Origin of the sequence: Rossellomorea marisflavi, from assembly GCF_022170785.1 — a bacterium.
Lineage (GTDB): Bacteria > Bacillota > Bacilli > Bacillales > Bacillaceae_B > Rossellomorea > Rossellomorea marisflavi_B.
Map to the genome: position 1 here is coordinate 3,984,406 of NZ_CP081870.1, position 23,738 is coordinate 4,008,143.

Here is a 23,738-nt window from a genome sequence, read left to right on the forward strand (position 1 = left end):
TTTTCTTTCCGCTTACAGGTCAGATACTACCAGTCTTTCAATCTATCAGCTGGGTAAATCAAAAGCGCCCCTGACTTCTTAGAAGAAAGGGGCACTTGCTATGCTTGCTCACAGAAAACCATCCGGTCCTTTCCGTTGATATCCATGACGACTTCAACGGACGATCGTGGAAATGCTTGTGTAAGCATTTCAGCCACTGTCTCTCCTTGTCCAGCACCGACCTCGAAGCCGATGAGGAATCGTTCGTTCATGATGCGAGGCAAGCCTTCCATGAACCGGCGATACAGGTCATATCCGTCTTCTCCACCAAAAAGGGCCAGGGACGGTTCATGATCCACTACCACCTCCGACAATGTTTCACGGTCGGAAAGGGGGATATATGGAGGGTTGGAAAGCAACACGTCGAGGGCGACTCCTTCTTCCATCAACGGCTGAAGCAGGTCACCATGATAGAATGTCACATCCGCCTCCAGGCGCTCTGCATTTCCTTTGGCCACCTCCAGGGCATCCGCTGAAACATCCACTGCCCTTACGTTCATATCTCCATCGTACTCGAGAGCAAGGGAAATCGCGATGGCACCGCTCCCCGTTCCGATATCGGCGGCCTGGATGGTATGGGAGCCGTTGAACAGCCTTTTCATCCGCTCAAGGCTGTAATACACAAGCTCTTCGGTCTCGGGCCGCGGGATCAACACGTGACGGTTCACCGTGAAAGAACGTCCATAGAATTCCTCGATACCGATCAAATGCTGGATCGGAATCCCGGATACGTGGGCATCCATGCCACTCCGGAACTCCTCCCATAATGAGTCTTCCAACACCGTTTTCTGCTCGGCAAATAGCCTTGCCCGTGACATATCCAACAGATGGCGGAGATAGAGCTCGCCCGCATTCTCATCCCGTCCGTTCTCCTTTAAAAAAGAAGAAGCCCATCTCAGGGCTTCGAATACCGACGGCATCAGACTTCTTCCATCCGTTCAAGAAGCTTGGATTGGTCTTCAATGATCAGGGCATCGATCACATCATCCATCTTGCCTTCCAGGATCTGATCGAGCTTCTGGATCGTCAAGCCGATGCGGTGATCGGTTACGCGGTTTTGAGGGAAATTGTACGTACGGATACGCTCCGAGCGGTCTCCCGTACCGACTGCGGACTTACGTGTGGCATCATATTCAGCCTGTGCTTCACGCTGGAATTTATCATACACACGTGCGCGCAGGACCTTCATGGCCTTTTCTTTGTTCTTGATCTGGGACTTTTCATCCTGACAGGATACAACGACACCGGTTGGCAAGTGAGTCAGGCGCACGGCCGACATGGTCGTGTTGACACTCTGCCCTCCTGGTCCACTGGATGCAAAGGTATCGACGCGGATATCTTTATCATGGATATCGACTTCGACTTCTTCTGCTTCCGGCAGGCACGCGACGGTGGCTGTGGACGTATGGATCCTGCCCCCTGATTCCGTTTCAGGTACGCGCTGTACACGATGGGCTCCGTTCTCATACTTCATTTTGGAATAAGCACCGTTCCCGTTGATCATGAAGATGATTTCCTTGTATCCGCCCACACCGGTAGAGTTCGCTTCCATCACTTCGATCTTCCAGCCCTGGCTTTCAGCGAAACGGCTGTACATGCGATAAAGGTCACCTGCAAATAGAGCGGCTTCATCTCCACCTGCTGCGCCCCTTACCTCCATGATAACGTTCTTGTCATCATTCGGGTCTTTAGGGATGAGGAGGATCTTAAGGCGCTCTTCAAGGGCTGTGATCTGCTCCTCGAGTTCCGATACTTCTTCCTTCACCATTTCGCGCATATCGGCGTCCAGTTTGTCCTCGAGCATGGCTTTGGCGTCCTTGTACTGTTGATTCAATTCTTTATATTCACGATAAGCTTCCACTGTTGCCTGGATATCAGATTGTTCTTTTGAATATTCTCTTAGCTTCTTAGGGTCATTCACAATTTCCGGATCACTCAGCAATTCGTTCAGCTTGTCATAGCGATCTTCCACTGCTTGTAAACGATCATACACAGCTATTCACCTCAATTTTAGTCCATAACAGTCTAATTATATTATACCGATTAGGTAAACACAAGATGGTTCACAATTGGAAGAAGACAAGCAGGACCTGCTCCTGCTTGTCGAAATAGGCTATTGTTCCGTGATCTTGACGTTCATATGAAAACGGGGCAGTGCCCTCTCAAGCTCTTCTTTGAGCATGGCTTCGTTTTTATCCAATTCCGAATGGCCCATCCGCTTCCGAGTGTGAGCCGTGACCCACATCTGATCGCCGTTGATCCATACTTCATCCGGTTCGAAGGATGACTCATACGCCACCACTTGACGCGCTTTATCGACATACTGACCCATGGATGATGACGTAGCACCCGGCTGACTGGACAGGTTGGGAAAGTTCGGATTCCCATTCGACATATCCTGGACGTTACGATCAGATTGTTTCAGCCCATTCTTGTGGTTGTTCACGAATCGGGTACCGTTTTGATCTTCGTTTGTTCCAAATCCGGATTCCTGATTCACCCCACAGCCCGCTGTAAAGAGGACCACACCGCTACATAGACAAAAGATGATGTTCTTCATCTTCCAAACACCTCCTGATGGTTAGGTTTTCCCTATTCACTCGAGGTATACAGTCACAGGATTCATGGAAAAATATGACCACAAAAAAACCGCCTCGGACAGAGACGGTCAGTTCTTGAGCATATCCTGAGTCACACTGACTCCAGTCGGGACTTCATGATGATGGCGGCATCTCGGCTCGTAAGCTTCCGATGCGCCGACAAGGATGATGGGATCATCATAGCATGCAGGTTCGCCGTTGATGAGACGCTGAGTTCTGCTTGCCGGTGATCCGCAGACGGCACAGACGGCTTGCAGCTTCGTCACTTGCTCGGCAATGGACAGGAGTTCCGGCATCGGTCCGAATGGCTCCCCCCGGAAATCTTGATCCAGCCCTGCCAGGATTACGCGATACCCACTGTTGGCAAGCTTTTGGGCTACTCCGACGATGGCATCGTCAAAGAACTGCACTTCGTCGATGGCGACAACGTCCACCTTTGGATTCAGATCTTCCAAGATGCTGCTTGCATTCTCCATGGCTTTGGCAATCACGGATGTTCCATTATGGGACACCACGGATTCCTCACTATAGCGGTTATCCAACTTTGGTTTGTATACGGCAATTTCCTGTTTGGCAAATTGAGTCCGTCTGACCCGGCGGATCAGCTCTTCCGATTTACCCGAAAACATACTGCCGCAAATGACTTCAACCCAACCGGTCTGTTTCATGACATACACGAAAGCGTCGCTCCTTTCCCTGTTTCATCCTTATGTTAAGCATGCCTATATGTAAACGAATAATTCAGGTGATTTTTCCAGAAAAAAAGAGGCACGAAACGCTCCATGCCCGACTTTTGTCCTGTTAATCCGCCCGAAATCGTAAAATGGGCTAATAAAAAACAGGCAAGCATGAACATCCTTGCCTGTTCTGGAATAGAAGGGACGACGCCCTTCCATTTCATTATTGGTTAGATTTAAGACCGTATTTTTTGTTGAAACGGTCAACACGTCCACCAGCATCCGCGAATTTCTGACGGCCAGTGTAGAATGGATGGCATTCAGAACAAACCTCAACGCGCATTTCTTCTGCTACTGAACCAGTTTCAAATTCGTTACCGCATGCACATTTCACAGTGATTGTGTTGTACTTTGGATGAATTCCTTGTTTCATTACGTTCATCTCCTTCCGCCCTGAATCATCTGAGACAGAGTAATTTATTTACGAAGATAAATATGTGATATGAGCATAAGCCGTTAAAAAGCCAGCCCCTTACCACATCCAGTTATTCAAAACACATTGATTATATTATAACAAGGTCGTCCCTATCTTGCAACCCCGTTATCTTTTTTTCGCTTCATCAGCCAACACGTTGAAGAACTCTTCGTTCGTCTTCGTCTGTTTGATTTTACGCATGAGTTTCTCGGCAAAATCAGGCTGATCCGACATGGCTTTACGGATGGCCCACAGTTTATCGAGATGGTCTGGCTGAATAAGGAGTTCTTCCTTACGCGTACCCGAGCGACGGATGTCGATGGCCGGGAAGATGCGTCGTTCAGCGAGTGAACGATCAAGGTGAAGCTCCATGTTGCCCGTACCTTTGAACTCTTCATAGATGACATCATCCATACGAGATCCCGTATCAACAAGAGCCGTGGCAAGCACCGTGAGGCTTCCGCCTTCTTCGATATTACGCGCCGCACCGAAGAAGCGCTTCGGACGGTGGAATGCCGCCGGGTCGATCCCTCCTGAAAGGGTACGTCCGCTTGGTGGAATGACCAAGTTATAGGCACGTGCCAGACGGGTGATGCTGTCCATGAGGATGATGACATCGCGCTTATGCTCCACGAGACGCATTGCACGTTCAAGGACAAGCTCTGCTACCTTGATGTGATTCTCAGGCACTTCATCGAAGGTCGAGCTGACCACTTCCGCTTCAACGGAACGCTCGATGTCTGTCACTTCCTCAGGACGTTCGTCGATGAGGAGGATGATCAGCTCCGCTTCCGGATGATTCGTGGTAATGGAATTGGCGATCTCCTTGATGAGCATCGTTTTACCCGCTTTAGGCGGGGCAACGACCAATCCACGCTGACCGAAACCGACAGGCGCCATCAGATCCATGATGCGCGTCGAGATTTTGTTCGGCGTGGTTTCTAGCTTAATTTGGCGATCAGGATATAAAGGAGTAAGTCCCGGGAAATGAACGCGTTCCTTCGCTGCATTCGGTTCTTCCCCGTTGACCATCTCTACTTGAAGCAGTCCGAAATAGCGCTCGTTCTCTTTTGGAGGACGCACTTTACCAGACACTTTATCCCCATTCCTCAGATCGAAGCGTCTGATCTGTGAAGCAGAGATATAAATATCCTCAGAACTTGGTGAATAGTTGATCGGTCGAAGGAATCCGAAGCCTTCTGACTGGATGATCTCTAGTACTCCTTCCATGAAGAAGAAGCCTTCCTGTTCCGCCCTAACCTTAAGGATGGCAAAAATAAGCTCTTTTTTCGTTAATTTACTATAATATGAAACTTTGTATTGTTTGGCCAGCTCATAAAGCTCTTTCAGCTTCATATTTTCCAAGCTGGAAATCGTTAATTCTTCCATAATGACACCACGCTTTATTAATTTGTCCTTCTAAAGGGCATAGGTTTTGAGGAAATGACTGAAGAAATGATGAATGAAGCAGTTAAAATGAGTTCTAGCTGAAGTGAAAACCTTACTCATTGTACCTATACTCATCCATTTACGCAAGATGCCGTTTCGGCCGGATGGTTAATCCGTATAGGGGAATGAAGGAAGGAAAATGGTGAAGAAAGAGCATGCGGCAACACACAGAAGTAATGAAGGGCAGAACCACTTCTGCCCTTCATCCTGTATGAGACTCTTATTTCATGACGAGATTCGGTTTCTTTTGGAGGCTGTGCCTTCCATCGATGAATCGTACGGTTCCGGATTTGGCACGCATGACGACCGAGTGGGTCAACCCGTAGGCACCTTTCAGCTGGACACCTTTCAGGAGCTCCCCATCGGTGACACCCGTAGCCGCGAAGATGGCGTCATCTCCGCATACAAGGTCCTCCATGCGAAGGATCTTGTCGACATCTAGGCCCATACCGATGCATCGTTGCAGTTCGGCATCATTTTGAGGAAGCAGCTTCCCTTGGATCTCTCCTCCAAGGCACTTCAATGCAACAGCAGCGAGGACCCCTTCAGGAGCTCCACCCGATCCGAAGAGAATGTCCACACCCGTATGGTCAAAGGCCGTGTTCATGGCACCTGCAACATCCCCATCATTGATGAGTTTGATCCGGCATCCGACGTCCCTGAGCTGCTGGATGATATGCTGATGGCGTTCACGGTTCAGGACCGTTGCCACTACATCCTCGATGTCTTTGTTCTTTGCCTTGGCGACAGCTTTCAGGTTGTCCAGGATGGACGCGTTGATATCGATCTGCCCGACGGCTTCTGGCCCGACGGCGATTTTGTCCATGTACATATCAGGAGCATTCAACAGATTGCCATCATCGGCAACAGCCAGGACCGCAAGTGCGTTCCATCCACCGGAAGCGACGATATTCGTCCCTTCCAAGGGATCGACGGCTACATCCACGCGCGGACCATAGCCTGTCCCGAGCTTTTCTCCGATATACAGCATAGGCGCTTCGTCCATCTCGCCTTCACCGATGACGACCGTTCCCTTCATCGGTACCGTATCGAATACATCCCTCATGGCAGATGTTGCAGCGTCGTCTGCTTCATCCTTCAAACCGCGTCCCATCCAGCGAGCTGATGCAAGCGCGGCGCCTTCCGTCACCCGTACAAGTTCCATCGATAAACTTCTCTCCATGAATAAAAGCCTCCCATTCCCGTTTATGTGAGCCTTCCGCCTATGAAGCGAAACAGCTTAAATTGTATAACCTAATGACAGATTTATTGTATCACATTCAAACGGGAGCGAGAGTCATTTTTCTGAAATAATTGTTTTTACGATTTTAGTTGTTCCAATTCTTCCTCGGTCATCTTCTCTCTCCAGATGGTTGCACCCAATCCTTCGAGCTTTTCGACGAGGTCGCTGTAACCGCGATCGATATGTTCCAACCCTGTGACTTCCGTGACGCCTTCCCCCATGAGTCCGGCAATGACAAGAGCCGCACCAGCGCGAAGGTCACTTGCCTTCACCTTGGCTCCCTGCAGTTGTACAGGTCCATTGACGATGGCGGAACGCCCCTCAACCTTGATCGTTGCATTCATCCTTCTGAGCTCGTCAATATGCTTGAACCGCGCAGAATAGATTGTATCAGTCACCACAGCTGAACCTTCCGCCCTATTCAGGAGGGTCGTGAACGGCTGCTGGAGGTCTGTCGGGAAACCAGGGTAGACGAGGGTCTTCACATCGACGGCTTTGAGCTTGTCCGCCCTGCCGATGAAAATCTGATCATCGTTCGTCTCGACAGGTACACCCATTTCCCTGAGCTTGGCGATGACGGATTCCATATGGAGAGGAATGACATTATCGACCAATACGCCTTTGCCGACGGCAGCGGCGAGGATCATGAATGTCCCGGCTTCGATCCGATCAGGGATGATCGTGTGGCGGCATCCGTGAAGCTCATCGACTCCATCGATCCGGATCACGTCAGTTCCCGCCCCTTTGATCTTCGCACCCATATTCGATAGAAGCGTAGCCACATCGATGATTTCCGGTTCTTTGGCCGCGTTTTCGATGACCGTACGGCCTTTTGCCCGGACGGCAGCAAGCATGATGTTGATAGTGGCTCCTACGCTCACCACATCAAGATAGATCCTGGCGCCTCTGAGTTCATCAGCACGGAGATAGATGGCTCCCTGCTCATTCGTCACTTCGGCCCCCAAGGCCTCAAAGCCTTTGATATGCTGGTCGATGGGACGGGGTCCAAGGTGGCATCCCCCAGGCAGGCCAATGACGGCTTTCTTGAAGCGTCCAAGCATGGCACCCATCAAATAGTAGGAAGCACGAAGTTTTTTCACTTTTCCACTCGGCAGAGGCATGGACACCATGCTGGATGGATCGACATTCATTTCTCCATCATCACCGAGGCTGACCGTACCCCCGATTTCTTCAAGGAGGTCTTTGAGCGTCCGTACATCTGAGATATCCGGAAGCCCTTCAATCGTCACAGGGGAATCGGCCAGAATGGTAGCCGGGATCAGGGCGACGGCGCTGTTTTTCGCCCCACTTACCTTGATGGTCCCCTCAAGCGGATAGCCGCCTGCAATTTTAAGCTTTTCCATAGTTAAACTCCCTTCCTTGCTGTACAGGTTTCAGCCTGCTAGCCAAAAGGATTAATTTTCCATAAGCGAACCGTCTAAGAAGTATTGTCTACTAGTGTATACATCTTTCGTCAAATCATGTATGATTTGCTCGAAAAAAATTCCACTCTTTACTATAACGCAGAGTCAGCGGTTGTTCCAGTCTGCCAGGAACGCTTCAATCCCTTTATCCGTCAGTGGATGATGGAACAGCTGCTTGAGCACTTTGAGAGGGACAGTGGCAATATGTGCCCCCCGGAGCGCCGCTTCCGTAATATGTTGCGGATGGCGGGTGGACGCCGCGATAATCTCTGTTTCAAGACCGTGGATGGCAAAGATTTCAGCAATCTTCGATACCAGTTCAAGACCGTCATGCCCGATATCATCTAGTCTTCCTAAAAAAGGCGAAACGTAGGTAGCACCTGCACGGGCGGCAAGGAGTGCTTGGTTCGCACTGAAGATTAACGTCACATTGGTCTTGATTCCTTCTTTAGCAAAAGTAGATGCTGCCGTTAGCCCATCCGGGGTCATCGGCAATTTGATCGTGATATTCGGAGCGATCTTGGCCAGTTCCAGCCCTTCCTTGATCATTCCTTCAGCATCTAGCGCAATGACTTCTGCGCTGACAGATCCCGGTACGAGCTCTGTGATTTCCTTGAGGCGTTCTTCAAAGGTCACCCCTTTTTCCTTTGCCACCAAAGATGGATTCGTCGTCACACCAGACACGATCCCCCAGTTGTACGCTTCTCTGATTTCGTCCAGGTTCGCTGTATCAATAAAAAATTTCATTTCCCTCTCCCCCAGGTTTCGACAAAATTTTCAATCAACTTAAATGAACGGAAAGGACTGGACCAGTCGTTTCCACTGGTGCCAGTCCCATCCATCTGCATTCTATACATACCACAAAAGGGAAAAGACTAACCTGACGGCACGCTTTTCCTACTTTTGACCTTATTGATTACGCTTGGTTAGAAGAACCGAATTCACGCATTTTACCGATTACTGTCGCTTTGATTGCTTCGCGAGCAGGTCCGAGGTATTTACGTGGATCGTATACTTCAGAATCAGCAGCAAGTACTTCGCGTACTTTCTTAGCTGAAGCGATTTGGTTTTCAGTGTTCACGTTGATTTTAGCAGTTCCGTAAGAGATCGCTTTTTGGATATCTTTTGTCGGAATTCCAGTACCACCGTGAAGAACTAGAGGAACACCAGTAGCTGCTCCGATTTCTTCCATTTCTTTGAACCCTAGGTTTGGTTCACCTTTGTAAGGACCGTGAACAGAACCAAGAGCTGGAGCAAGTGTATCGATACCAGTACGTTCTACTAGTTCTTGACACTCTTTAGGGTCAGCATAGATTACGCCATCAGCGATGACATCATCTTCTTGACCGCCCACTGTTCCAAGTTCAGCTTCAACAGAAACACCTTTTGAGTGAGCATATTCAACCACTTTGGAAGTGATTTCGATATTTTCTTCGAAAGGACCGTGCGAAGCATCGATCATAACAGATGTGAAGCCAGCGTCGATCGCTTCTTTACATTTATCGAAGCTTGAACCGTGGTCCAAGTGGATTGCAACAGGTACAGTGATGTTCAAGTCTTCCATAAGACCTTCAACAATCTTCACAACTGTTTTGAATCCGCTCATGTAACGTGCCGCACCTTCAGAAACACCTAGAATGACAGGTGATTTCTCTTCTTCTGCAGCTTGCAGGATCGCTTGAGTGAACTCAAGATTGTTCAGGTTGAACTGACCAACTGCATAGTTTTTTTCTTTTGCTTGAATAAGCATGTCTTTCATAGACACTAAAGGCATGACTATTTCCTCCTTTTATCCGTCAGTATACCATCCTATCTGGAGATGGCGGTGTTAGTTATAGCACCACGTGACATTGTTTACAATTTCACTTGTATCATACCAAAACAGAATAGATTTTACCAACAGAGAAGACGAAATGCTAAAAATACTACTATTTTTATTTTTCTAACAAATTTTAGGCAGGGATATACTGTTTGACGGCTCGGCGGATGTCGTCGATATCAAACGGCTTAGCGAAATGTGTTAGAGCCCCAAGGTCTTTCGCCTCCTGGATCATATCGAGCTCACCATAGGCGGTCATGATGATGACCCTGATCCCATCGTCCTTTTGCTTCATCCTCTTCAGGATTTCAATCCCATCCATTCCAGGTATTTTCATATCAAGGAGGACAAGATCGGGGGAATGCTGATCGACAATTTCCAGTGCCTGTATCCCGTTCGCGGCCTGGAATGTTTGATATCCTTCCTTTTGAAGCACCTCATTCAATAGAATCCTGATACCAAATTGATCATCCACGATTAGTATTTTCTCGTTCATAAAGCCCTATCCCCTCCGTTTATGGTGTCGTTATGTAAAAACGTTCCTGCACTGATGCCCAACTTTTATTATAAGTAATTCTCTGCCAAAGGGGAATATCCTTCTCTTCCACAACATTTTACTTCTCCACACGTCCCATTTATAATGACGTATAGTCCATTACTCGAAAATAAGGAGAATCCACATATTATGATCAAGATGTTCACGACTCAGCTGACCGGTCTCTTTCAGCGGATTTCCGGCAAGCAGGAATTCGAAATCGAAGACTCCTCCCGTCTGCTGGCCCAGGCTGCCATAGGAGAGGGAACGATTTATATACAGGCATTCGGTGAAATGGAAGGCGTGGCTGCTGAGGCCATTTCAGGCGCAGAGCCCCTGCCTTCAGCTGCAAGATACCACGAAGACGCCGAGCTGACGGAAGCCGACCGCGTCCTGATCGTCACCAGGTTTTCCACTGATGAAGAAGCCGTGACCTTCGCCCGCGGTCTCGCAGAAAAAGGCATCCCGTCCGTAGGGATTTCCGGTATGGTGCCCGGAGATGAGAACCTAGAGGAAATCTGTGATTTCCACGTTGATACGAAAGTCATCAAAGGACTACTTCCCGGGGAAGAAATTGGGGAAAGGGTCAGCTTCCCTTCAAGCATGGCTGCCCTCTATATTTATTTTGCCCTATCGTTCCTGATCAAAGAGATTCTATCAGAATATGAAGAATGAAATCGTCCCGCCTGATGATGGCGGGACGATTTTTTTTATGTGCTTTGAAGGTTCCTGGCGTGGATATAGGTTACCGCGAGCGCAAGCACCAGGACGCTCCCCTTGATGATCTCAAACGCATAGTAGGGAAGATTCATCATGGTGAGGCCGTTGAGGAGGACGCCGATGAGGGCTGCCCCGAAGAAGGTGCCCAGCACATTCGGCTTCCCGGCACCGAGGACCGAGAACCCTACGAAGACCGCGGCAACGGCTTCCATCAGAAGCGGAGCCCCGGCATCGATCTGACCGGAACCTACCCTAGCAGTGAACAGGACGCCTCCGATCGAGGCGAACACTCCCGATGCGACATAGGCCAACACCTTCACCCGTTTGACAGGGATCCCCGACAGCCTCGATGCTTCCACATTCCCGCCTGTCATATAAAGAACCCTCCCCCATCTGGTGAAATGAAGGATGGCGTACACGATCGCAACGAGGACGAGCATGATCCAGACCGGTACCGGGAGCCCGAGCCATTTCCCCTGGCCGATGAAGAGGAAGGCATCCGAGAACTCTCCCGGGGCCGTTCCACCTTTCGACATGGGCATGTGACTGTAGATTGAATAGCCTTCTGTATAGGTCCGATGAAGCCCGGAAATGATGTACATCGCCCCGAGGGTCGCCAGGAGGTCGGGAATCCCGATTTTTACTATGAGAATGGAGTTGAATAGACCGACAAGTGCCCCGACGGCAATCGGCAGGAGGATGACCAGCCAGAGAGGCGCCTCATACCATACCATCAGGGAGGCGGTAATGACGGTTGACAGAGAAACTGTAGAACCGACGGACAAGTCGAACCCGTCGACGGCCAGCGTAAAGGTCACGCCAATTGCAACCAGGGTAACAATGGAAATTGACCTCAGGATATCCGAGATGTTTACATACGTGAAAAACACCGGATTATACAAACTGAAAAATATCAAAATGATGACCATCATGGCAATGGCCCCGTATTTAAACAAATAGTCGAGCGTCTTCACGTGTGTCCTTCCCTCCTGAAGCGTAGTACAAAATCGTCTCCTGGGTTGCTTCTTCCCTGGTCAATTCCTTCACGACCTCCCCGTCGTACATGACAAGGATGCGATCAGAAATCGCCATGATCTCCTGCAGCTCACAGGAGAAGTACAGGATCCCCTTCCCTTTTTCCGCAAGGGATTGGATCAAGTGAAAAATCTCTTTTTTTGCCCCAACGTCCACCCCTTTGGTGGGCTCATCGAACAATAACAGGGATGCATCCATGGTTAGCCACTTCCCGATGGCCACCTTTTGTTGATTACCCCCGCTCAAATAGTGGGAATGCAGGCTGTCACTGGACGTCTTGATGCCAAGGGATGCAATGACTTCCCGTGACATCTCCCTTTCCTTTTCCTTATTGATCCATAGGTTCTTTGAAATGGACCGTAAAGCCGGGAAGCTCAGATTCTTCCGGATGGACTCATGGACGAACAAGCCCTCCTTCCTCCGTTCTTCCGGTACCAGCGCAAGACCGTTACGGACCGCATCCACAGGGCTGGAGTGGCCGATCTCTTTTCCCTTCAGCTTGAATCGGCCTTTGGCCGGCACGGCCCCGAAGAGCGACTTGGCAAGTTCGGTCTTGCCTGCGCCGACAAGCCCGGCAACGCCTACGATCTCCCCTTCACGTACGGTGAGCGATATATCCTTCAGCAACGCACCATCCGAAACACCACTTGCCTCGAATAATACGTCACCGGTCACCGACTGATTCCGGTTGAACTCCTCTTTGTATGTCCCCCCGATCATCGCTTCGACGATGGCCCTCGGCGTGACTTCCTGCGCTTCGTACGTTCCCACCGTACCGCCGTCCTTCATGACCGTGATGCGGTCGGAGATCTGGAAGACTTCCGGCAGCCGATGGGAAATGAAGATGATGGCAACGCCAGACGCCTTCAACTCTTCAATGACACGGAACAGTTTTTCTGTTTCCGTAGAGCTGAGGGGGGCAGTGGGCTCATCCAATATCAGGACCTTGGCATCCCTCAGGAGGCACCTCGTCAATAAAATCATCTGTTTATCCGCAAGACTGAGCCTGCCCACCGGTTCCTGCAAAGGGATCGATTCATGCTTGATCCGCTTCAACCCTTCCCCCGCCTTTTTCTCCATCGCTTTCTTCCGGATGAGGAAGGATCCTCCCGGGGAAAAATCGTCCAGCAAGATATTCTCCATGGCACTCAACCCAGCTATGAGCGCCGTGTCGACTTCCTGATACACACAGTGGATCCCATGGTCCTTTGCTTCCTTAGGCGTGCGGCATGTCACCTTCTCCCCGTTCAGGCGGATCTCCCCTTCATCCTGCTCATATGCGCCGGACAGGATTTTCATCAGCGTACTTTTCCCTGCACCATTTGCCCCCAAGAGCGCATGCACTTCTCCTGCCCTTACTTCAAAAGAAGCCTCCTTCAGTGCCTGCACCCCGGCAAACGCTTTGTTCATCTTCACCATTTCCACTACAGCAGACATATCGTCCACTCCTTTACGATTCAAATGATGCCTCGAGCTTCTTCAACTCGTCGGAATACCCTTGTTCGCTCGCCCCCCAGCCGTCGATATGCTCACTCAATTGATCGGTGGTGATCGTTTCTTCCGGAAGCTGCTCTTTCTCGACGAAGACCGGTTCAAGCTTCACCGTCTGAGGCGTTTCCTCCCCGTCAAGCTTTTGGTAAAGGAAGCGGACCTGCACGCGGCCGATATCCTTCGGGTCCACTGCTGCGGACGCCACCCATGGGCTTCCTTCTTTCTGAATGATCTGGAGATCTTCGTCGCTCATATCGATTCCGTACACCCTGATCTCGTTTCTCCCTGCTGCTTCAATGGCACGGACGGCCCCTTTGGCGAATTCATCCCACGCGGCCCATACCGCATCGATTTCTCCTTTCGGATACTGCTTCAGGATCGCTTCCATTTGTGCCTGGGTATCCAAGGCCGTGTTGTTGGTCGCCGCTCCGAATGCAGCCACTTCTTTGATATCCGGGTTCTCTTTCAGGAACTCCTGATACGCGACTTGACGCCTTTCCATCGGAGCGAATCCTGCCACCCAGATTTTCACGATATTCCCCTTGCCTTCAAGCTCATCAGAGAGTTTGGAGAGGGTCTGTTCCGCCATCTGCTGATCCCCCTGTTCAAGGACGGTCACACCATCAGATTCCACATCGGCATCAAACACGACGACCGGGATTTTGGCTTCTTTTGCTTTTTCCACTCCTGATTGCAACGCTTCCTTCGTCCCGTGGTCAATGAGGATTCCATCAAACTTCTGGTTGATGGCCGCATCCAGATTCGAAGACATTTTGGCCAAGTCCCCTTCAGAAGTGAATACCTGTACTTCCCCGCCGAATTTCTTTACCTGCTCTTTCACTCCTTCAATATACTGGGCCGAGAACGTCCCCAGGTTGATCTGCATGATCAAGGCAATCTTCTTCCCTGCCAGCGGGTGCTCGGACGTCCCCTGCTTTTCTTCCCCTTTGGATTCTGACGATACGTTCGGCTGACAGGCAGCCAGTGTGGTGAGTAGTGTCGCAAATAAGAGTACTGATAAAACCTTTTTCATTCTCTCTTCTCCTTCCGGGATCTTCCCGCCTCATTTTTTCTCTACAAAAATAAAAACCTCTTTTCCTGAGGAAAAGAGGTGTATGTACGGATGAACGCACTCTTATCACTCAGGAATCACATCCTGCAGGTCTTAGCACCTTTCCGTATATACGGTAGGTTGCCGGGCATCATCGGGCCAGTCCCTCTGCCAACTCTTTATAAGAGAAAACTATGAAATTTTAACTACATATTGGATATCTTAACGAGGTGAGTGAATATTGTCAATATTCTTTTTGGAATTCTATAAGTTTAGAACCTAATCGATCTCTCCTTCAAAAAGCAATGAACAGGAACGGGGTCCGTTTCCTTTCGCTGCAGGGACTTGGTTTCCGCGGGGAGGCAGTCGAGCCACTTCCGCTTCCGTCCAACCTGTGGTGACTATTACGTATGAATAAACCGCTGAAAGGGTAGTAAGATGGTCCACAGGGGATGGAGTTTTATAGTGAATTATGGGTTTTTCAAGAAAAGGAAGGGCGCTTTTTGTCGAATGGGAAATATGGGGTGTAATGGGGCTACAGTTAGGCTCTATCAACCCTCAATTCATCGTAAATTCAACTGTTTTTCAGCATTTCAGGCACTTTTTTTCGATTCTCACCCGCATTTATTACCGACTTCTTTACGACCCCCTAATTCCTTTAGACAACCTCTACGTATCATCGTACACTGAAATTATCTAATTTAGGGAACTGAGGAGGGGTAGTCTGATGCCTAAAAGGAAGATTGAAGTATTAGAAGAGGTTAAGAAAAACTATGTTCGGTTGGCTCTTGAATCTGGAAATTATACCACTATCGCACGAAACGCTGGAATCTCCAGACCTACTTTATCCAAATGGATAAAGGAATATGAAGAGGAAGTACGTGAAGAGATGGAGGATTCAGACGTTGTGTCATTGCCGATTGATCCAACGAAAGAAGAACTAAAGGCCAAATACGAACAGGCAATAAAATTATTGGGTGAGAAGGAACTCGAAAACGCCATGCTTCGGAATCTCCTAAAAAAAACCCCATTCCGATCCTAACGGTCTTAAGGGAAATTCACCTATGGGCAAAGGAGGGATTCTCCATTACCAAATTGACGAAAGCTACCGGAATCAACAGGTCCCTTTACTATTACCATACCGAGGCAGAGGAAGCAGGCGATTCTAAGGGGAAGAGAGGTCGCCCTGTACCTGGATATTCCTTTACTACAACAGGGGTTCGCATCCCAGATGAACAAATTGAAGAGTACCTTATGGAAGCTGTCGAAGGAGATGGCGCAACCTATGGAATCAAGAATTTAACCCATTTCTTAAAGGTCAATCACCATATTAAAATCAACCATAAAAAGGTGGGAAGGTTATGTCGGAAATTAGGGCTCCTTCTTCCCCAACGAAAAGGAAATCCAACGTATCCTAAACGATTGGTTCGTAATCGAATTATCACCGCTCCAAATCAACTTTGGCAGGTTGATATCAAGTACGGAATGATTTCAGAAACCAGAAGGTTTTTCTTTGTAGCCTGTGCCATTGATGTACTGGATCGCTCCATTGTTGGACATTATCGAGGGCAGCGGTGCACGGCCAAAGACATTACCACCATGTTAGAAGAAGCGCTTTTTAGAAGGGGAGTTTCCACACCGCCAAGTGGTGAAAACCAGCTTATCATCCGAACTGATAACGGCCCCCAGTTTGTAAGTAACTTATTCGGGGCATTTTGCGAGGGGCATCACCTTCTCCATGAACGAATTCCGCCACGTTCACCCAATTACAATGCGTATATTGAGTCATTCTTCAGTATCATGGAGCGTGATTTATTCAGACGCTTTGAGTTTGAGTACTTTGAAGAGGCTTATTATGAAGTAGACGAGTTCATGACTTTTTATAACGAAAGACGATTCCACGGCAGCTTGAAACGAATGGCCCCTTTACAATTTCATGAGACGTATAGAGAAACGGGTTATCCTGTCGATATGAACATACGTCTATAACAGGGAATAGGATCTCGCTCTTCTTCACTTTAAAAAACTGCATCTGGTATCTGAAAAGTGAAGAAGAGTGTATAGAAATTAAAAAACTGAAAGTACTAGAGATTGAGGAAGCATACGTCAGGAATTAGGGGGTCAGACCGACTTTTTCAATTTTATTTTCAACTTTCCGATTTTTTCTATCGACTTTTAACTTTTTACTACCAACTCCCGTTTTTTCATCGAACCGTGTTGCCAACTTAGGCTGTTTATTTTCAACTTTAAGACTTTAAGATCAACTACCGATGTTTATTACCAACTTCCCCCTACCCCTCTCTTCCAAAGCAGAGGATTAAACATTTAACTCCACAAAAAAACCGCCGGCATTAAGCCCCGGCGGCGTTCATTCATAGTGATATCAGTTTTCTCCGTAAGCAAGCGTCGCTTCGATGAAATCTCTGAAGAGAGGTTGCGGACGTGTCGGGCGGGATGTGAATTCCGGGTGGAACTGGGAAGCGACGAACCATGGGTGGTCGCTAAGCTCGATGACTTCCACAAGGCGTCCATCCGGGCTTGTTCCAGAGAAGACAAATCCTGCTTTCTCCATTTGCTCACGATAGTGATTGTTGAATTCGAAGCGGTGGCGGTGACGCTCATAAACCACTTCTCCATCATAGGCTGCATAGGCTTTTGATCCTTCAGTCAGCTTACAAGGGTAAAGTCCAAGGCGCAGTGTACCACCAAGATCTTCGATGTCCTTTTGCTCAGGAAGAAGGTCGATGATCGGATGCGGTGTATCAGGATTCAACTCTGCAGAATGTGCGCCTTCGAGTCCAAGGACGTTTCGAGCGTATTCTACGGAAGCAAGCTGCATACCGAGGCAGATTCCAAGGAACGGAACCTTGTTCTCACGTGCGTACTGGGTTGCCACGATCTTCCCTTCGACACCACGGTCTCCGAATCCACCAGGGACAAGGATCCCATCGGCATCAGCCAATTGTTCTTGAACGTTCTCTTTATTGATGAGCTCTGAATTCAACCATTTCACTTGGATGTCGCTGTCGAAATGGTAACCGGCATGGCGGAGTGCTTCCACAACGGAAATGTAGGCATCTTGAAGCTCTACATATTTACCGACAAGGGCGATCGTCGTTTTACGCGATAGATTGCGGACGCGTTCAACGAGCTCTGTCCATTCCGTCATATCAGGCTCATGGCAGTCGAGCTTGAGGTGCTGACAAGTAAGTTCATCCAGCTTTTGATCCTGCAGGGAAAGCGGAATGGAGTAAAGGGTATCGGCATCTGTCGCTTCGATGACCGCATGCTTGTCGATGTCACAGAACAGGGCAATCTTATCCTTCATGTCTTGAGTCATCGGCATTTCTGCACGGACGACAATGACATTCGGCTGGATTCCCAGGCTGCGAAGTTCTTTTACGCTGTGTTGCGTCGGTTTTGTTTTCATTTCACCCGCTGCTTTGATGTAAGGAACAAGCGTACAGTGGATGTACATGACGTTGTCGCGACCTACATCACTCTTGATTTGACGGATGGCTTCCAAGAATGGAAGGGATTCGATATCCCCTACCGTTCCACCGATTTCCGTGATGACTACATCGGAATTCGTTTCACGTCCGGCACGGTATACGCGCTCTTTGATTTCATTCGTGATGTGAGGGATGACCTGAACCGTCCCTCCAAGATAATCGCCTCGACGCTCTTTTTTCAGGACCGTAGAGTAGATTTTACCTGTCGTCACAGAGCTGTATTTCGTCAGATTGATGTCGACGAAGCGCTCATAGTGACCAAGGTCAAGATCCGTTTCCGCGCCATCATCGGTAACGAATACTTCTCCGTGCTGATACGGGCTCATCGTTCCCGGATCCACGTTGATGTATGGGTCGAATTTTTGGATCGTGACGCTGATGCCACGATTTTTTAACAATCTGCCAAGGGACGCTGCTGTGATCCCTTTCCCTAGTGACGACACTACGCCGCCTGTTACGAAAATATACTTAGTCATGTATATGTCCCCCTTCAAGAATATAGTTTGTTCAAAAAAAGTAGAGGGTGTCTCTTATGTACGCACGCCATGGGTTTATCATGTTCAAAGTACGGGAAGTCCATTCTTTGAATTATTCCATGGCATCATCGTTAAAAAGACAGCCTCTTTTTTTCGTTATACATGAGATTATAAGGGGTGAAGCGAAATCCGCCCCGATACGCCCGTCTTCCGGGATCTTTCCCGGAAAAAAATAAAAAACGCCCCGCTTACAAATCGTAAGGGGAGCGTTGATATACTCGATCAGTCCTCTTTTGAGGAGCCCAAATAAAATACTACCTTCCTCAAAGGAAGAAGTCAAGCATAGAATTCAGGACATGGAATGGAGAGATTATTTGCTCTCTTCTTCCTCGTCTTCGTCGAGATCTTCTTCGTCTTCATCCTCTTCATCGAACTCATCGATATCGAGATCTTCTTCTTCCTCTAGATCTTCAACGTCGTCAGCATCTTCTTCATCCAGATCCTCATCGTCAGTAAGATCGTCCTCTTCCGTATCATCAAGGTCTTCGAAATCAAGGTCTTCATCTTCAAGATCCTCGAATTCATCCAGGTCAAGATCGTCTTCATCGGTTTTCTTCGCTTTTTTCTTTTTGGCAGATGATTTCATAGTAGGAACGGTTTCTTCCTCGATTTGATCGACTGGATACCATTCACGAAGTCCCCAGCGGTTATCACCAAGGGCCAGGAACTGACCGTCGATGTTGAGGTCTGTATAGAACTGGGCAAGTCTTGATTTGACTTCTTCTTTTGAGGCACCTGTCAGACTAGTGATTTCATCAAGGATTTCCTGGAAACCAAGGGCCTGCTTTTTTTCTTTCAAGATGGCGTGGGCAAGCTCGATAAATGCTGTTTGACGCAATTCTTCTTTGGATAATTGCTTTAAACTCAATGTACGCACTTCCTTTCTCTATTTAAACAATCTACTAGGTAGAATAAAAAAGGGCAAAAATTGTCCATTATCAGGTTTAGACCATATTCACCATTATAAACAAATTACAAGTCTTTATGCTAGAATTATCTAGATTTCACCAAACATTTTCTTATAAGGGTCCGGACTGTCCGCTTCATGGACCCATTCATGGGAATACGCTCATCTTATAGTTTCTAAAGAAAGATGGCAAGCACTCATTCCCCAAAGGATAAAAAAACCGAACTCTGCGCCTGGATGAAAGGGGCGCAGCCGTTCGGATTCATACGTTTTACATATTGCGTCTATATTGCCCTCCGACTTCATAAAGGGCCCTTGTAATCTGACCGAGACTCGCCACTCTGACCGTCTCCATCAGCTCTTCGAAAATATTCCCACCTTCGACAGCAGACTGCTTCAAGCGCTTGAGTGCTTCTTCCGTTTTGTCGCCGTGGCCCTGCTGGAACGCTTTGAGATTGTGAATCTGGGTTTCTTTCTCTTCCTTGGTTGCCCGGGCAAGTTCCATCCCGTCCACGTCTTCTTCAGAAGGAGGATTCGGATTGAGGTACGTGTTCACTCCGACGATCGGAAGCTCTCCGGAATGCTTCTTCATTTCATAGAACATGGACTCTTCCTGGATCTTGCCGCGCTGATACTGGGTTTCCATGGCTCCGAGGACGCCTCCGCGATCATTGATGCGGTCGAATTCTGCAAGGACCATTTCCTCCACCAGATCCGTCAGCTCCTCCACGATGAAGGCTCCCTGAAGCGGATTCTCATTCTTCGAGAGGCCGTGCTCCTTGGTGATGATCATCTGGATTGCCATGGCCCGGCGGACCGATTCCTCCGTAGGCGTCGTGATGGCTTCATCATAGGCATTGGTGTGAAGGGAGTTACAGTTATCCTGGAGGGCCATGAGCGCCTGCAGGGTGGTGCGGATGTCATTGAAGTCGATCTCCTGGGCGTGAAGGGATCTTCCCGACGTCTGAATGTGATACTTCAGCTTCTGACTCCGCTCGTTCGCTCCGTACTTATCCCTCATGACCGTTGACCAGATACGCCTTGCCACACGGCCGATGACCGTATACTCAGGATCGAGTCCATTGGAGAAGAAGAAGGAAAGATTCGGTGCAAATGCGTTGATGTCCATTCCCCTGCTGAGGTAGTACTCGACATAGGTGAATCCATTCGCGAGGGTGAAGGCAAGCTGGGAAATCGGATTCGCTCCCGCTTCGGCAATATGATAGCCGGAGATGGAGACAGAATAATAGTTCCTTACCTTATGATCAATAAAGTACTGCTGGATATCCCCCATCATCCTGAGGGCGAACTCCGTGGAGAAGATACACGTATTCTGCCCCTGGTCTTCTTTCAGGATATCCGCCTGAACCGTGCCGCGTACGACACTCAAAGTTTGTTCACGGACGGTTGCATACTCTTCGACGGTGAGGATGCGCCCAAGCTCTTCTTCCTTGATCTTGATCTGCTGATCGATGGCCGTATTCATATACATGGCGAGGATGATAGGCGCCGGACCGTTGATCGTCATGGAGACCGACGTGGACGGTGCACAAAGATCGAATCCTGCATACAGCTTCTTCATATCCTCGAGGGTACAGATGCTGACGCCGCTCTCTCCTACTTTACCGTAGATATCGGGGCGGTGATCGGGATCTTCCCCGTAAAGGGTCACGGAATCGAATGCCGTACTGAGACGCTTGGCATCATCATCTTTGGACAGGTAGTGAAAACGGCGGTTCGTCCGTTCAGGTGTCCCTTCCCCTGCAAATTGTCGCTTAGGATCTTCCCCTTTTCGCTTGAACGGGAATACACCCGCCGTGTACGGGAATGAGCCCGGCACATTTTCTTTATATACCCATTCAAGGATCTGCCCGTAATCTTTATATCGCGGAAGGGCGACCTTCGGGATGCTCAAGCCGGATAAGCTTTTGGTTTTTAGCTCTGTCACGATTTCACGGTCGCGGACCTTCGTGACGAATGAATCCTTGCTGTAAGTTCCCTTGAGGTTCTCCCATCCCCCCAGGATCTCCTTCGATTGCTCCGTCAGTTTCTTTTCCACTTCGTCTTTCAACGTGGTGAGGGAGGCTGTGACATCCCCTTGTTCCCCGACGGCTTCGATGGCCCCTTCGAGCTGGAAGAGACGGCGGGCAAGATCGGACTGTTCTTCTGCTTTTCGGTGATAATTCCGGACCGTTTCAGCGATTTCCCTCAAATAGTAACGGCGGTCGTTCGGGATGATGACGTTTTGCTTTTCCACGTCCACATTCTTCGAAAATCCTGTTTCCCAACCGAGGTTCATCTTACCGTTTACTGTATCGACGACAGCGGCAAACAGGGCGTTTGTGCCGGGATCATTGAACTGACTTGCGATCGTGCCATATACCGGCATTTCATCAAGGTCCTGATCGAATAAAAGATGGCTTCGTTGATACTGCTTTTGCACCTGTCTCCGCGCATCTTCTGATCCTTTGCGCTCAAACTTATTGATGACGATGAGATCAGCGTAATCAATCATATCGATCTTTTCCAGCTGTGATGGTGCACCGAACTCGCTTGTCATCACATACATAGACAAATCACAGATCTCCGCGATTTCCGCATCCCCCTGACCGATACCGCTCGTTTCCACTACGACAAGATCATACCCTGCCGCTTTCACGACATTGATGGCGTCCTGGATGGCGAGGGAAAGCTCGGTCCTGGATCCGCGCGTGGCAAGACTTCTCATGTACACTCTCGGGTTGAAGATGGCGTTCATCCGGATCCTGTCACCGAGGAGTGCCCCGCCTGTCTTCTGTTTCGTCGGATCAATGGACAAAACCGCAATCTTCTTCTCTGGCAGTTCGTTCAGAAAGCGGCGGATCAGTTCATCCGTAAGGGAGCTTTTCCCCGCTCCCCCCGTTCCCGTGATCCCTAGGACCGGTACTTTGCTTGCAAGACCTTTGATTTCCGTGAAGACCGATTGAGCGGCAGCTGCCACTTCCTCCTTGGCACCGACCTGGTACTCAGCAAGTGAAATCAACCTGGAGATCGCATTGACGCTCCCACCTGCGAGATTTTCCACTTCCTTGCTTTCCGTCCCTTTAATCGTCGGGTAGTCGCATTCCTCGATCATCCGGTTGATCATCCCTTGAAGGCCCTGTGTCCTTCCGTCTTCCGGAGAGAAGATCCGGGCGATTCCGTATTCATGAAGCTCCTTGATCTCTTTAGGGATGATGACGCCGCCACCGCCTCCGTAGATGCGGATATGACCTGCGCCCCTCTCATTTAAAAGATCATACATGTATTTGAAATATTCGACGTGTCCACCCTGGTAAGAGGAGATGGCGATACCCTGAACATCTTCTTGGATGGCAGCATTGACGACTTCTTCTACTGACCGGTTATGCCCAAGATGGATGACTTCCGCCCCGCTTGCCTGGATGATCCTCCGCATTATGTTGATCGACGCATCATGCCCATCGAACAGGCTCGATGCCGTGACGAAGCGGACATGGTGCTTTGGTTTATAAATCTCTACCGTGCTCATATGACTCCCCCTGTTCTTCCATGTGTCTCATATCCTATGACGCCTGCAAACAGCAGATCGATTTGAAGATTCATATAGTCTTCGAGTGAAAAGCGCTTTTGGAGCGCCCAGCGGCGGAATCCCCACATCTGCCCCTGGACGAAGACATTCTGTGCAAGGAGATGGATCCGCTCAGAATCAAGATCCAGCCTCCCCCTATCCACACAGCTTTGGATGAGGCCTTCCACCATGCCGACCATTTCCATCTCTTTTTTTAAAACGTACGGCAGGGCATCCTTCGATAGCGACTTCGCTTCCTGATACATGACGAGCACCTCATCCTGCATCCTATCCATCACCTGGAAGTAATGGGCGATGCCTAGCTTCAGGCTCTCCATCGTCCCTTCTCCCACATCCAATTCTTCCAGCTCCAATCGTACTTGTTCATAGATCCTGTCGCAGACAAGATAGAGCACATCTTCCTTTGTTCGTATATATTCATAGAGCGTTCCGATACTGAATCCGGCGGCCTTTGCAATCTCTCTTGTCGTGGTGCGATGAAACCCCTTTTGTTTAAATAGTGAGACAGCCCCTTTGATCATTTGATCCCGCCTCTTCTCTACCAAACGTTCATCCTTGACCGACGCATGCACTTCTCTTTTGTCTTTCACTACAATCGACCCCCTTTCCGTGCGTAATGACCCCTTATCCCCTTTG

At 49.1% G+C, this 23,738-nt stretch carries 21 protein-coding genes and 1 riboswitch; of the genes, 3 read left to right on the forward strand and 18 right to left on the reverse strand.

Going from position 1 to position 23,738, the window contains the following annotated elements:
- Positions 1 to 98: 98 nt before the first annotated feature.
- From prmC to K6T23_RS20610, 11 genes are all read right to left on the reverse strand, one after another.
- The gene (gene prmC / locus K6T23_RS20560; RefSeq protein ID WP_238283181.1) at positions 99 to 959 is read right to left on the reverse strand and encodes a peptide chain release factor N(5)-glutamine methyltransferase; all 861 of its coding nucleotides are present in this window, start codon (positions 957 to 959) and stop codon (positions 99 to 101) included.
- Positions 959 to 2,032, reverse strand: a complete 1,074-nt coding sequence (gene prfA, locus K6T23_RS20565) for a peptide chain release factor 1 (RefSeq protein WP_053429659.1) — start codon at positions 2,030 to 2,032, stop codon at positions 959 to 961. The genes prmC and prfA overlap by 1 nt, the downstream gene beginning before the upstream one ends.
- A 120-nt stretch (positions 2,033 to 2,152) precedes the next feature.
- Positions 2,153 to 2,599, reverse strand: a complete 447-nt coding sequence (locus K6T23_RS20570; RefSeq protein ID WP_238283182.1) for a hypothetical protein — start codon at positions 2,597 to 2,599, stop codon at positions 2,153 to 2,155.
- Positions 2,600 to 2,707: 108 nt separating this feature from the next.
- Positions 2,708 to 3,316, reverse strand: a complete 609-nt coding sequence (locus K6T23_RS20575) for a thymidine kinase (RefSeq protein ID WP_238283183.1) — start codon at positions 3,314 to 3,316, stop codon at positions 2,708 to 2,710.
- Positions 3,317 to 3,539: 223 nt separating this feature from the next.
- Positions 3,540 to 3,749, reverse strand: coding sequence for a 50S ribosomal protein L31 (gene rpmE, locus K6T23_RS20580; protein WP_048004836.1), 210 nt, complete (start codon positions 3,747 to 3,749; stop codon positions 3,540 to 3,542).
- Between the two features lie 168 nt (positions 3,750 to 3,917).
- Complete coding sequence (rho, locus tag K6T23_RS20585) at positions 3,918 to 5,180, reverse strand: transcription termination factor Rho (RefSeq protein ID WP_048004835.1); 1,263 nt, start codon at positions 5,178 to 5,180, stop codon at positions 3,918 to 3,920.
- 280 nt (positions 5,181 to 5,460) lie between these two features.
- Positions 5,461 to 6,423 carry a class II fructose-bisphosphatase gene (gene glpX / locus K6T23_RS20590; RefSeq protein WP_053429661.1) on the reverse strand — a complete coding sequence of 321 codons (963 nt, stop codon included), beginning with the start codon at positions 6,421 to 6,423 and terminating at the stop codon, positions 5,461 to 5,463.
- 137 nt (positions 6,424 to 6,560) lie between these two features.
- A complete protein-coding gene (locus tag K6T23_RS20595; RefSeq protein WP_079514242.1) occupies positions 6,561 to 7,847 on the reverse strand; it encodes a UDP-N-acetylglucosamine 1-carboxyvinyltransferase in 1,287 nt (428 codons plus the stop codon).
- Positions 7,848 to 8,012: 165 nt separating this feature from the next.
- On the reverse strand, positions 8,013 to 8,654 hold the full coding sequence (gene fsa, locus K6T23_RS20600; protein ID WP_238283184.1) for a fructose-6-phosphate aldolase: 642 nt from the start codon (positions 8,652 to 8,654) through the stop codon (positions 8,013 to 8,015).
- A 169-nt stretch (positions 8,655 to 8,823) separates the two neighbouring features.
- Entirely contained in the window at positions 8,824 to 9,681 is an 858-nt protein-coding gene (locus K6T23_RS20605) for a class II fructose-bisphosphate aldolase (protein ID WP_053429664.1), read from the reverse strand.
- Positions 9,682 to 9,859: 178 nt separating this feature from the next.
- On the reverse strand, positions 9,860 to 10,222 hold the full coding sequence (locus K6T23_RS20610; RefSeq protein ID WP_048004830.1) for a response regulator: 363 nt from the start codon (positions 10,220 to 10,222) through the stop codon (positions 9,860 to 9,862).
- Positions 10,223 to 10,411: 189 nt separating this feature from the next.
- On the opposite strand from K6T23_RS20610, the gene K6T23_RS20615 reads away from it, so the two are divergent.
- Positions 10,412 to 10,936 carry a DUF2529 domain-containing protein gene (locus tag K6T23_RS20615; RefSeq protein ID WP_238283185.1) on the forward strand — a complete coding sequence of 175 codons (525 nt, stop codon included), beginning with the start codon at positions 10,412 to 10,414 and terminating at the stop codon, positions 10,934 to 10,936.
- Between the two features lie 35 nt (positions 10,937 to 10,971).
- Here K6T23_RS20615 and K6T23_RS20620 read toward each other — a convergent pair whose 3' ends face one another.
- Genes K6T23_RS20620 through K6T23_RS20630 form a run of 3 tightly spaced genes read right to left on the reverse strand, consistent with a single transcriptional unit; the run spans position 10,972 to position 14,540 of the window.
- Positions 10,972 to 11,913: an ABC transporter permease gene (locus K6T23_RS20620; RefSeq protein ID WP_238284490.1), complete on the reverse strand. Its 942-nt coding sequence runs from the start codon at positions 11,911 to 11,913 to the stop codon at positions 10,972 to 10,974.
- 16 nt (positions 11,914 to 11,929) lie between these two features.
- Complete coding sequence (locus K6T23_RS20625; protein WP_238283186.1) at positions 11,930 to 13,453, reverse strand: sugar ABC transporter ATP-binding protein; 1,524 nt, start codon at positions 13,451 to 13,453, stop codon at positions 11,930 to 11,932.
- A 13-nt stretch (positions 13,454 to 13,466) separates the two neighbouring features.
- Positions 13,467 to 14,540, reverse strand: coding sequence for a sugar ABC transporter substrate-binding protein (locus K6T23_RS20630; protein ID WP_238283187.1), 1,074 nt, complete (start codon positions 14,538 to 14,540; stop codon positions 13,467 to 13,469).
- Positions 14,541 to 14,639: 99 nt separating this feature from the next.
- Positions 14,640 to 14,746, reverse strand: a riboswitch (SAM riboswitch).
- A gap of 539 nt (positions 14,747 to 15,285) precedes the next feature.
- Between K6T23_RS20630 and K6T23_RS20635 the strand changes: the two genes are divergently transcribed.
- Complete coding sequence (locus tag K6T23_RS20635) at positions 15,286 to 15,600, forward strand: helix-turn-helix domain-containing protein (protein WP_148986189.1); 315 nt, start codon at positions 15,286 to 15,288, stop codon at positions 15,598 to 15,600.
- 14 nt (positions 15,601 to 15,614) lie between these two features.
- Positions 15,615 to 16,547 (forward strand): IS3 family transposase, encoded by a 933-nt coding sequence (locus K6T23_RS20640; protein WP_273546631.1) that lies wholly within the window; start codon positions 15,615 to 15,617, stop codon positions 16,545 to 16,547.
- Positions 16,548 to 16,941: 394 nt separating this feature from the next.
- Here K6T23_RS20640 and K6T23_RS20645 read toward each other — a convergent pair whose 3' ends face one another.
- The 4 genes from K6T23_RS20645 to K6T23_RS20660 all read right to left on the reverse strand — a co-directional run bounded on the left by K6T23_RS20645 (position 16,942) and on the right by K6T23_RS20660 (position 23,692).
- Positions 16,942 to 18,546, reverse strand: a complete 1,605-nt coding sequence (locus K6T23_RS20645) for a CTP synthase (RefSeq protein WP_053429666.1) — start codon at positions 18,544 to 18,546, stop codon at positions 16,942 to 16,944.
- 370 nt (positions 18,547 to 18,916) lie between these two features.
- On the reverse strand, positions 18,917 to 19,474 hold the full coding sequence (rpoE, locus tag K6T23_RS20650) for a DNA-directed RNA polymerase subunit delta (RefSeq protein WP_056539238.1): 558 nt from the start codon (positions 19,472 to 19,474) through the stop codon (positions 18,917 to 18,919).
- A gap of 310 nt (positions 19,475 to 19,784) precedes the next feature.
- Positions 19,785 to 23,042 (reverse strand): fused isobutyryl-CoA mutase/GTPase IcmF, encoded by a 3,258-nt coding sequence (icmF, locus tag K6T23_RS20655; RefSeq protein ID WP_238283189.1) that lies wholly within the window; start codon positions 23,040 to 23,042, stop codon positions 19,785 to 19,787.
- A complete protein-coding gene (locus K6T23_RS20660; RefSeq protein WP_048004824.1) occupies positions 23,039 to 23,692 on the reverse strand; it encodes a TetR/AcrR family transcriptional regulator in 654 nt (217 codons plus the stop codon). The genes icmF and K6T23_RS20660 overlap by 4 nt, the downstream gene beginning before the upstream one ends.
- Positions 23,693 to 23,738: the final 46 nt, after the last annotated feature.

Excerpts from the sequence above, each read along its gene's own strand:
- fsa (WP_238283184.1), bottom strand. The coding sequence starts at position 8,654 with ATGAAATTTTTTATTGATACAGCGAACCTGGACGAAATCAGAGAAGCG.
- K6T23_RS20610 (WP_048004830.1), bottom strand. The coding sequence starts at position 10,222 with ATGAACGAGAAAATACTAATCGTGGATGATCAATTTGGTATCAGGATT.
- rpmE (WP_048004836.1), bottom strand. The coding sequence starts at position 3,749 with ATGAAACAAGGAATTCATCCAAAGTACAACACAATCACTGTGAAATGT.
- K6T23_RS20595 (WP_079514242.1), bottom strand. The coding sequence starts at position 7,847 with ATGGAAAAGCTTAAAATTGCAGGCGGCTATCCGCTTGAGGGGACCATC.
- rho (WP_048004835.1), bottom strand. The coding sequence starts at position 5,180 with ATGGAAGAATTAACGATTTCCAGCTTGGAAAATATGAAGCTGAAAGAG.
- K6T23_RS20635 (WP_148986189.1), top strand. The coding sequence starts at position 15,286 with ATGCCTAAAAGGAAGATTGAAGTATTAGAAGAGGTTAAGAAAAACTAT.
- K6T23_RS20645 (WP_053429666.1), bottom strand. The coding sequence starts at position 18,546 with ATGACTAAGTATATTTTCGTAACAGGCGGCGTAGTGTCGTCACTAGGG.
- K6T23_RS20615 (WP_238283185.1), top strand. The coding sequence starts at position 10,412 with ATGATCAAGATGTTCACGACTCAGCTGACCGGTCTCTTTCAGCGGATT.
- K6T23_RS20605 (WP_053429664.1), bottom strand. The coding sequence starts at position 9,681 with ATGCCTTTAGTGTCTATGAAAGACATGCTTATTCAAGCAAAAGAAAAA.
- K6T23_RS20630 (WP_238283187.1), bottom strand. The coding sequence starts at position 14,540 with ATGAAAAAGGTTTTATCAGTACTCTTATTTGCGACACTACTCACCACA.
- prmC (WP_238283181.1), bottom strand. The coding sequence starts at position 959 with ATGCCGTCGGTATTCGAAGCCCTGAGATGGGCTTCTTCTTTTTTAAAG.
- glpX (WP_053429661.1), bottom strand. The coding sequence starts at position 6,423 with ATGGAGAGAAGTTTATCGATGGAACTTGTACGGGTGACGGAAGGCGCC.
- K6T23_RS20570 (WP_238283182.1), bottom strand. The coding sequence starts at position 2,599 with ATGAAGAACATCATCTTTTGTCTATGTAGCGGTGTGGTCCTCTTTACA.
- K6T23_RS20625 (WP_238283186.1), bottom strand. The coding sequence starts at position 13,453 with ATGTCTGCTGTAGTGGAAATGGTGAAGATGAACAAAGCGTTTGCCGGG.
- icmF (WP_238283189.1), bottom strand. The coding sequence starts at position 23,042 with ATGAGCACGGTAGAGATTTATAAACCAAAGCACCATGTCCGCTTCGTC.
- K6T23_RS20620 (WP_238284490.1), bottom strand. The coding sequence starts at position 11,913 with ATGATGGTCATCATTTTGATATTTTTCAGTTTGTATAATCCGGTGTTT.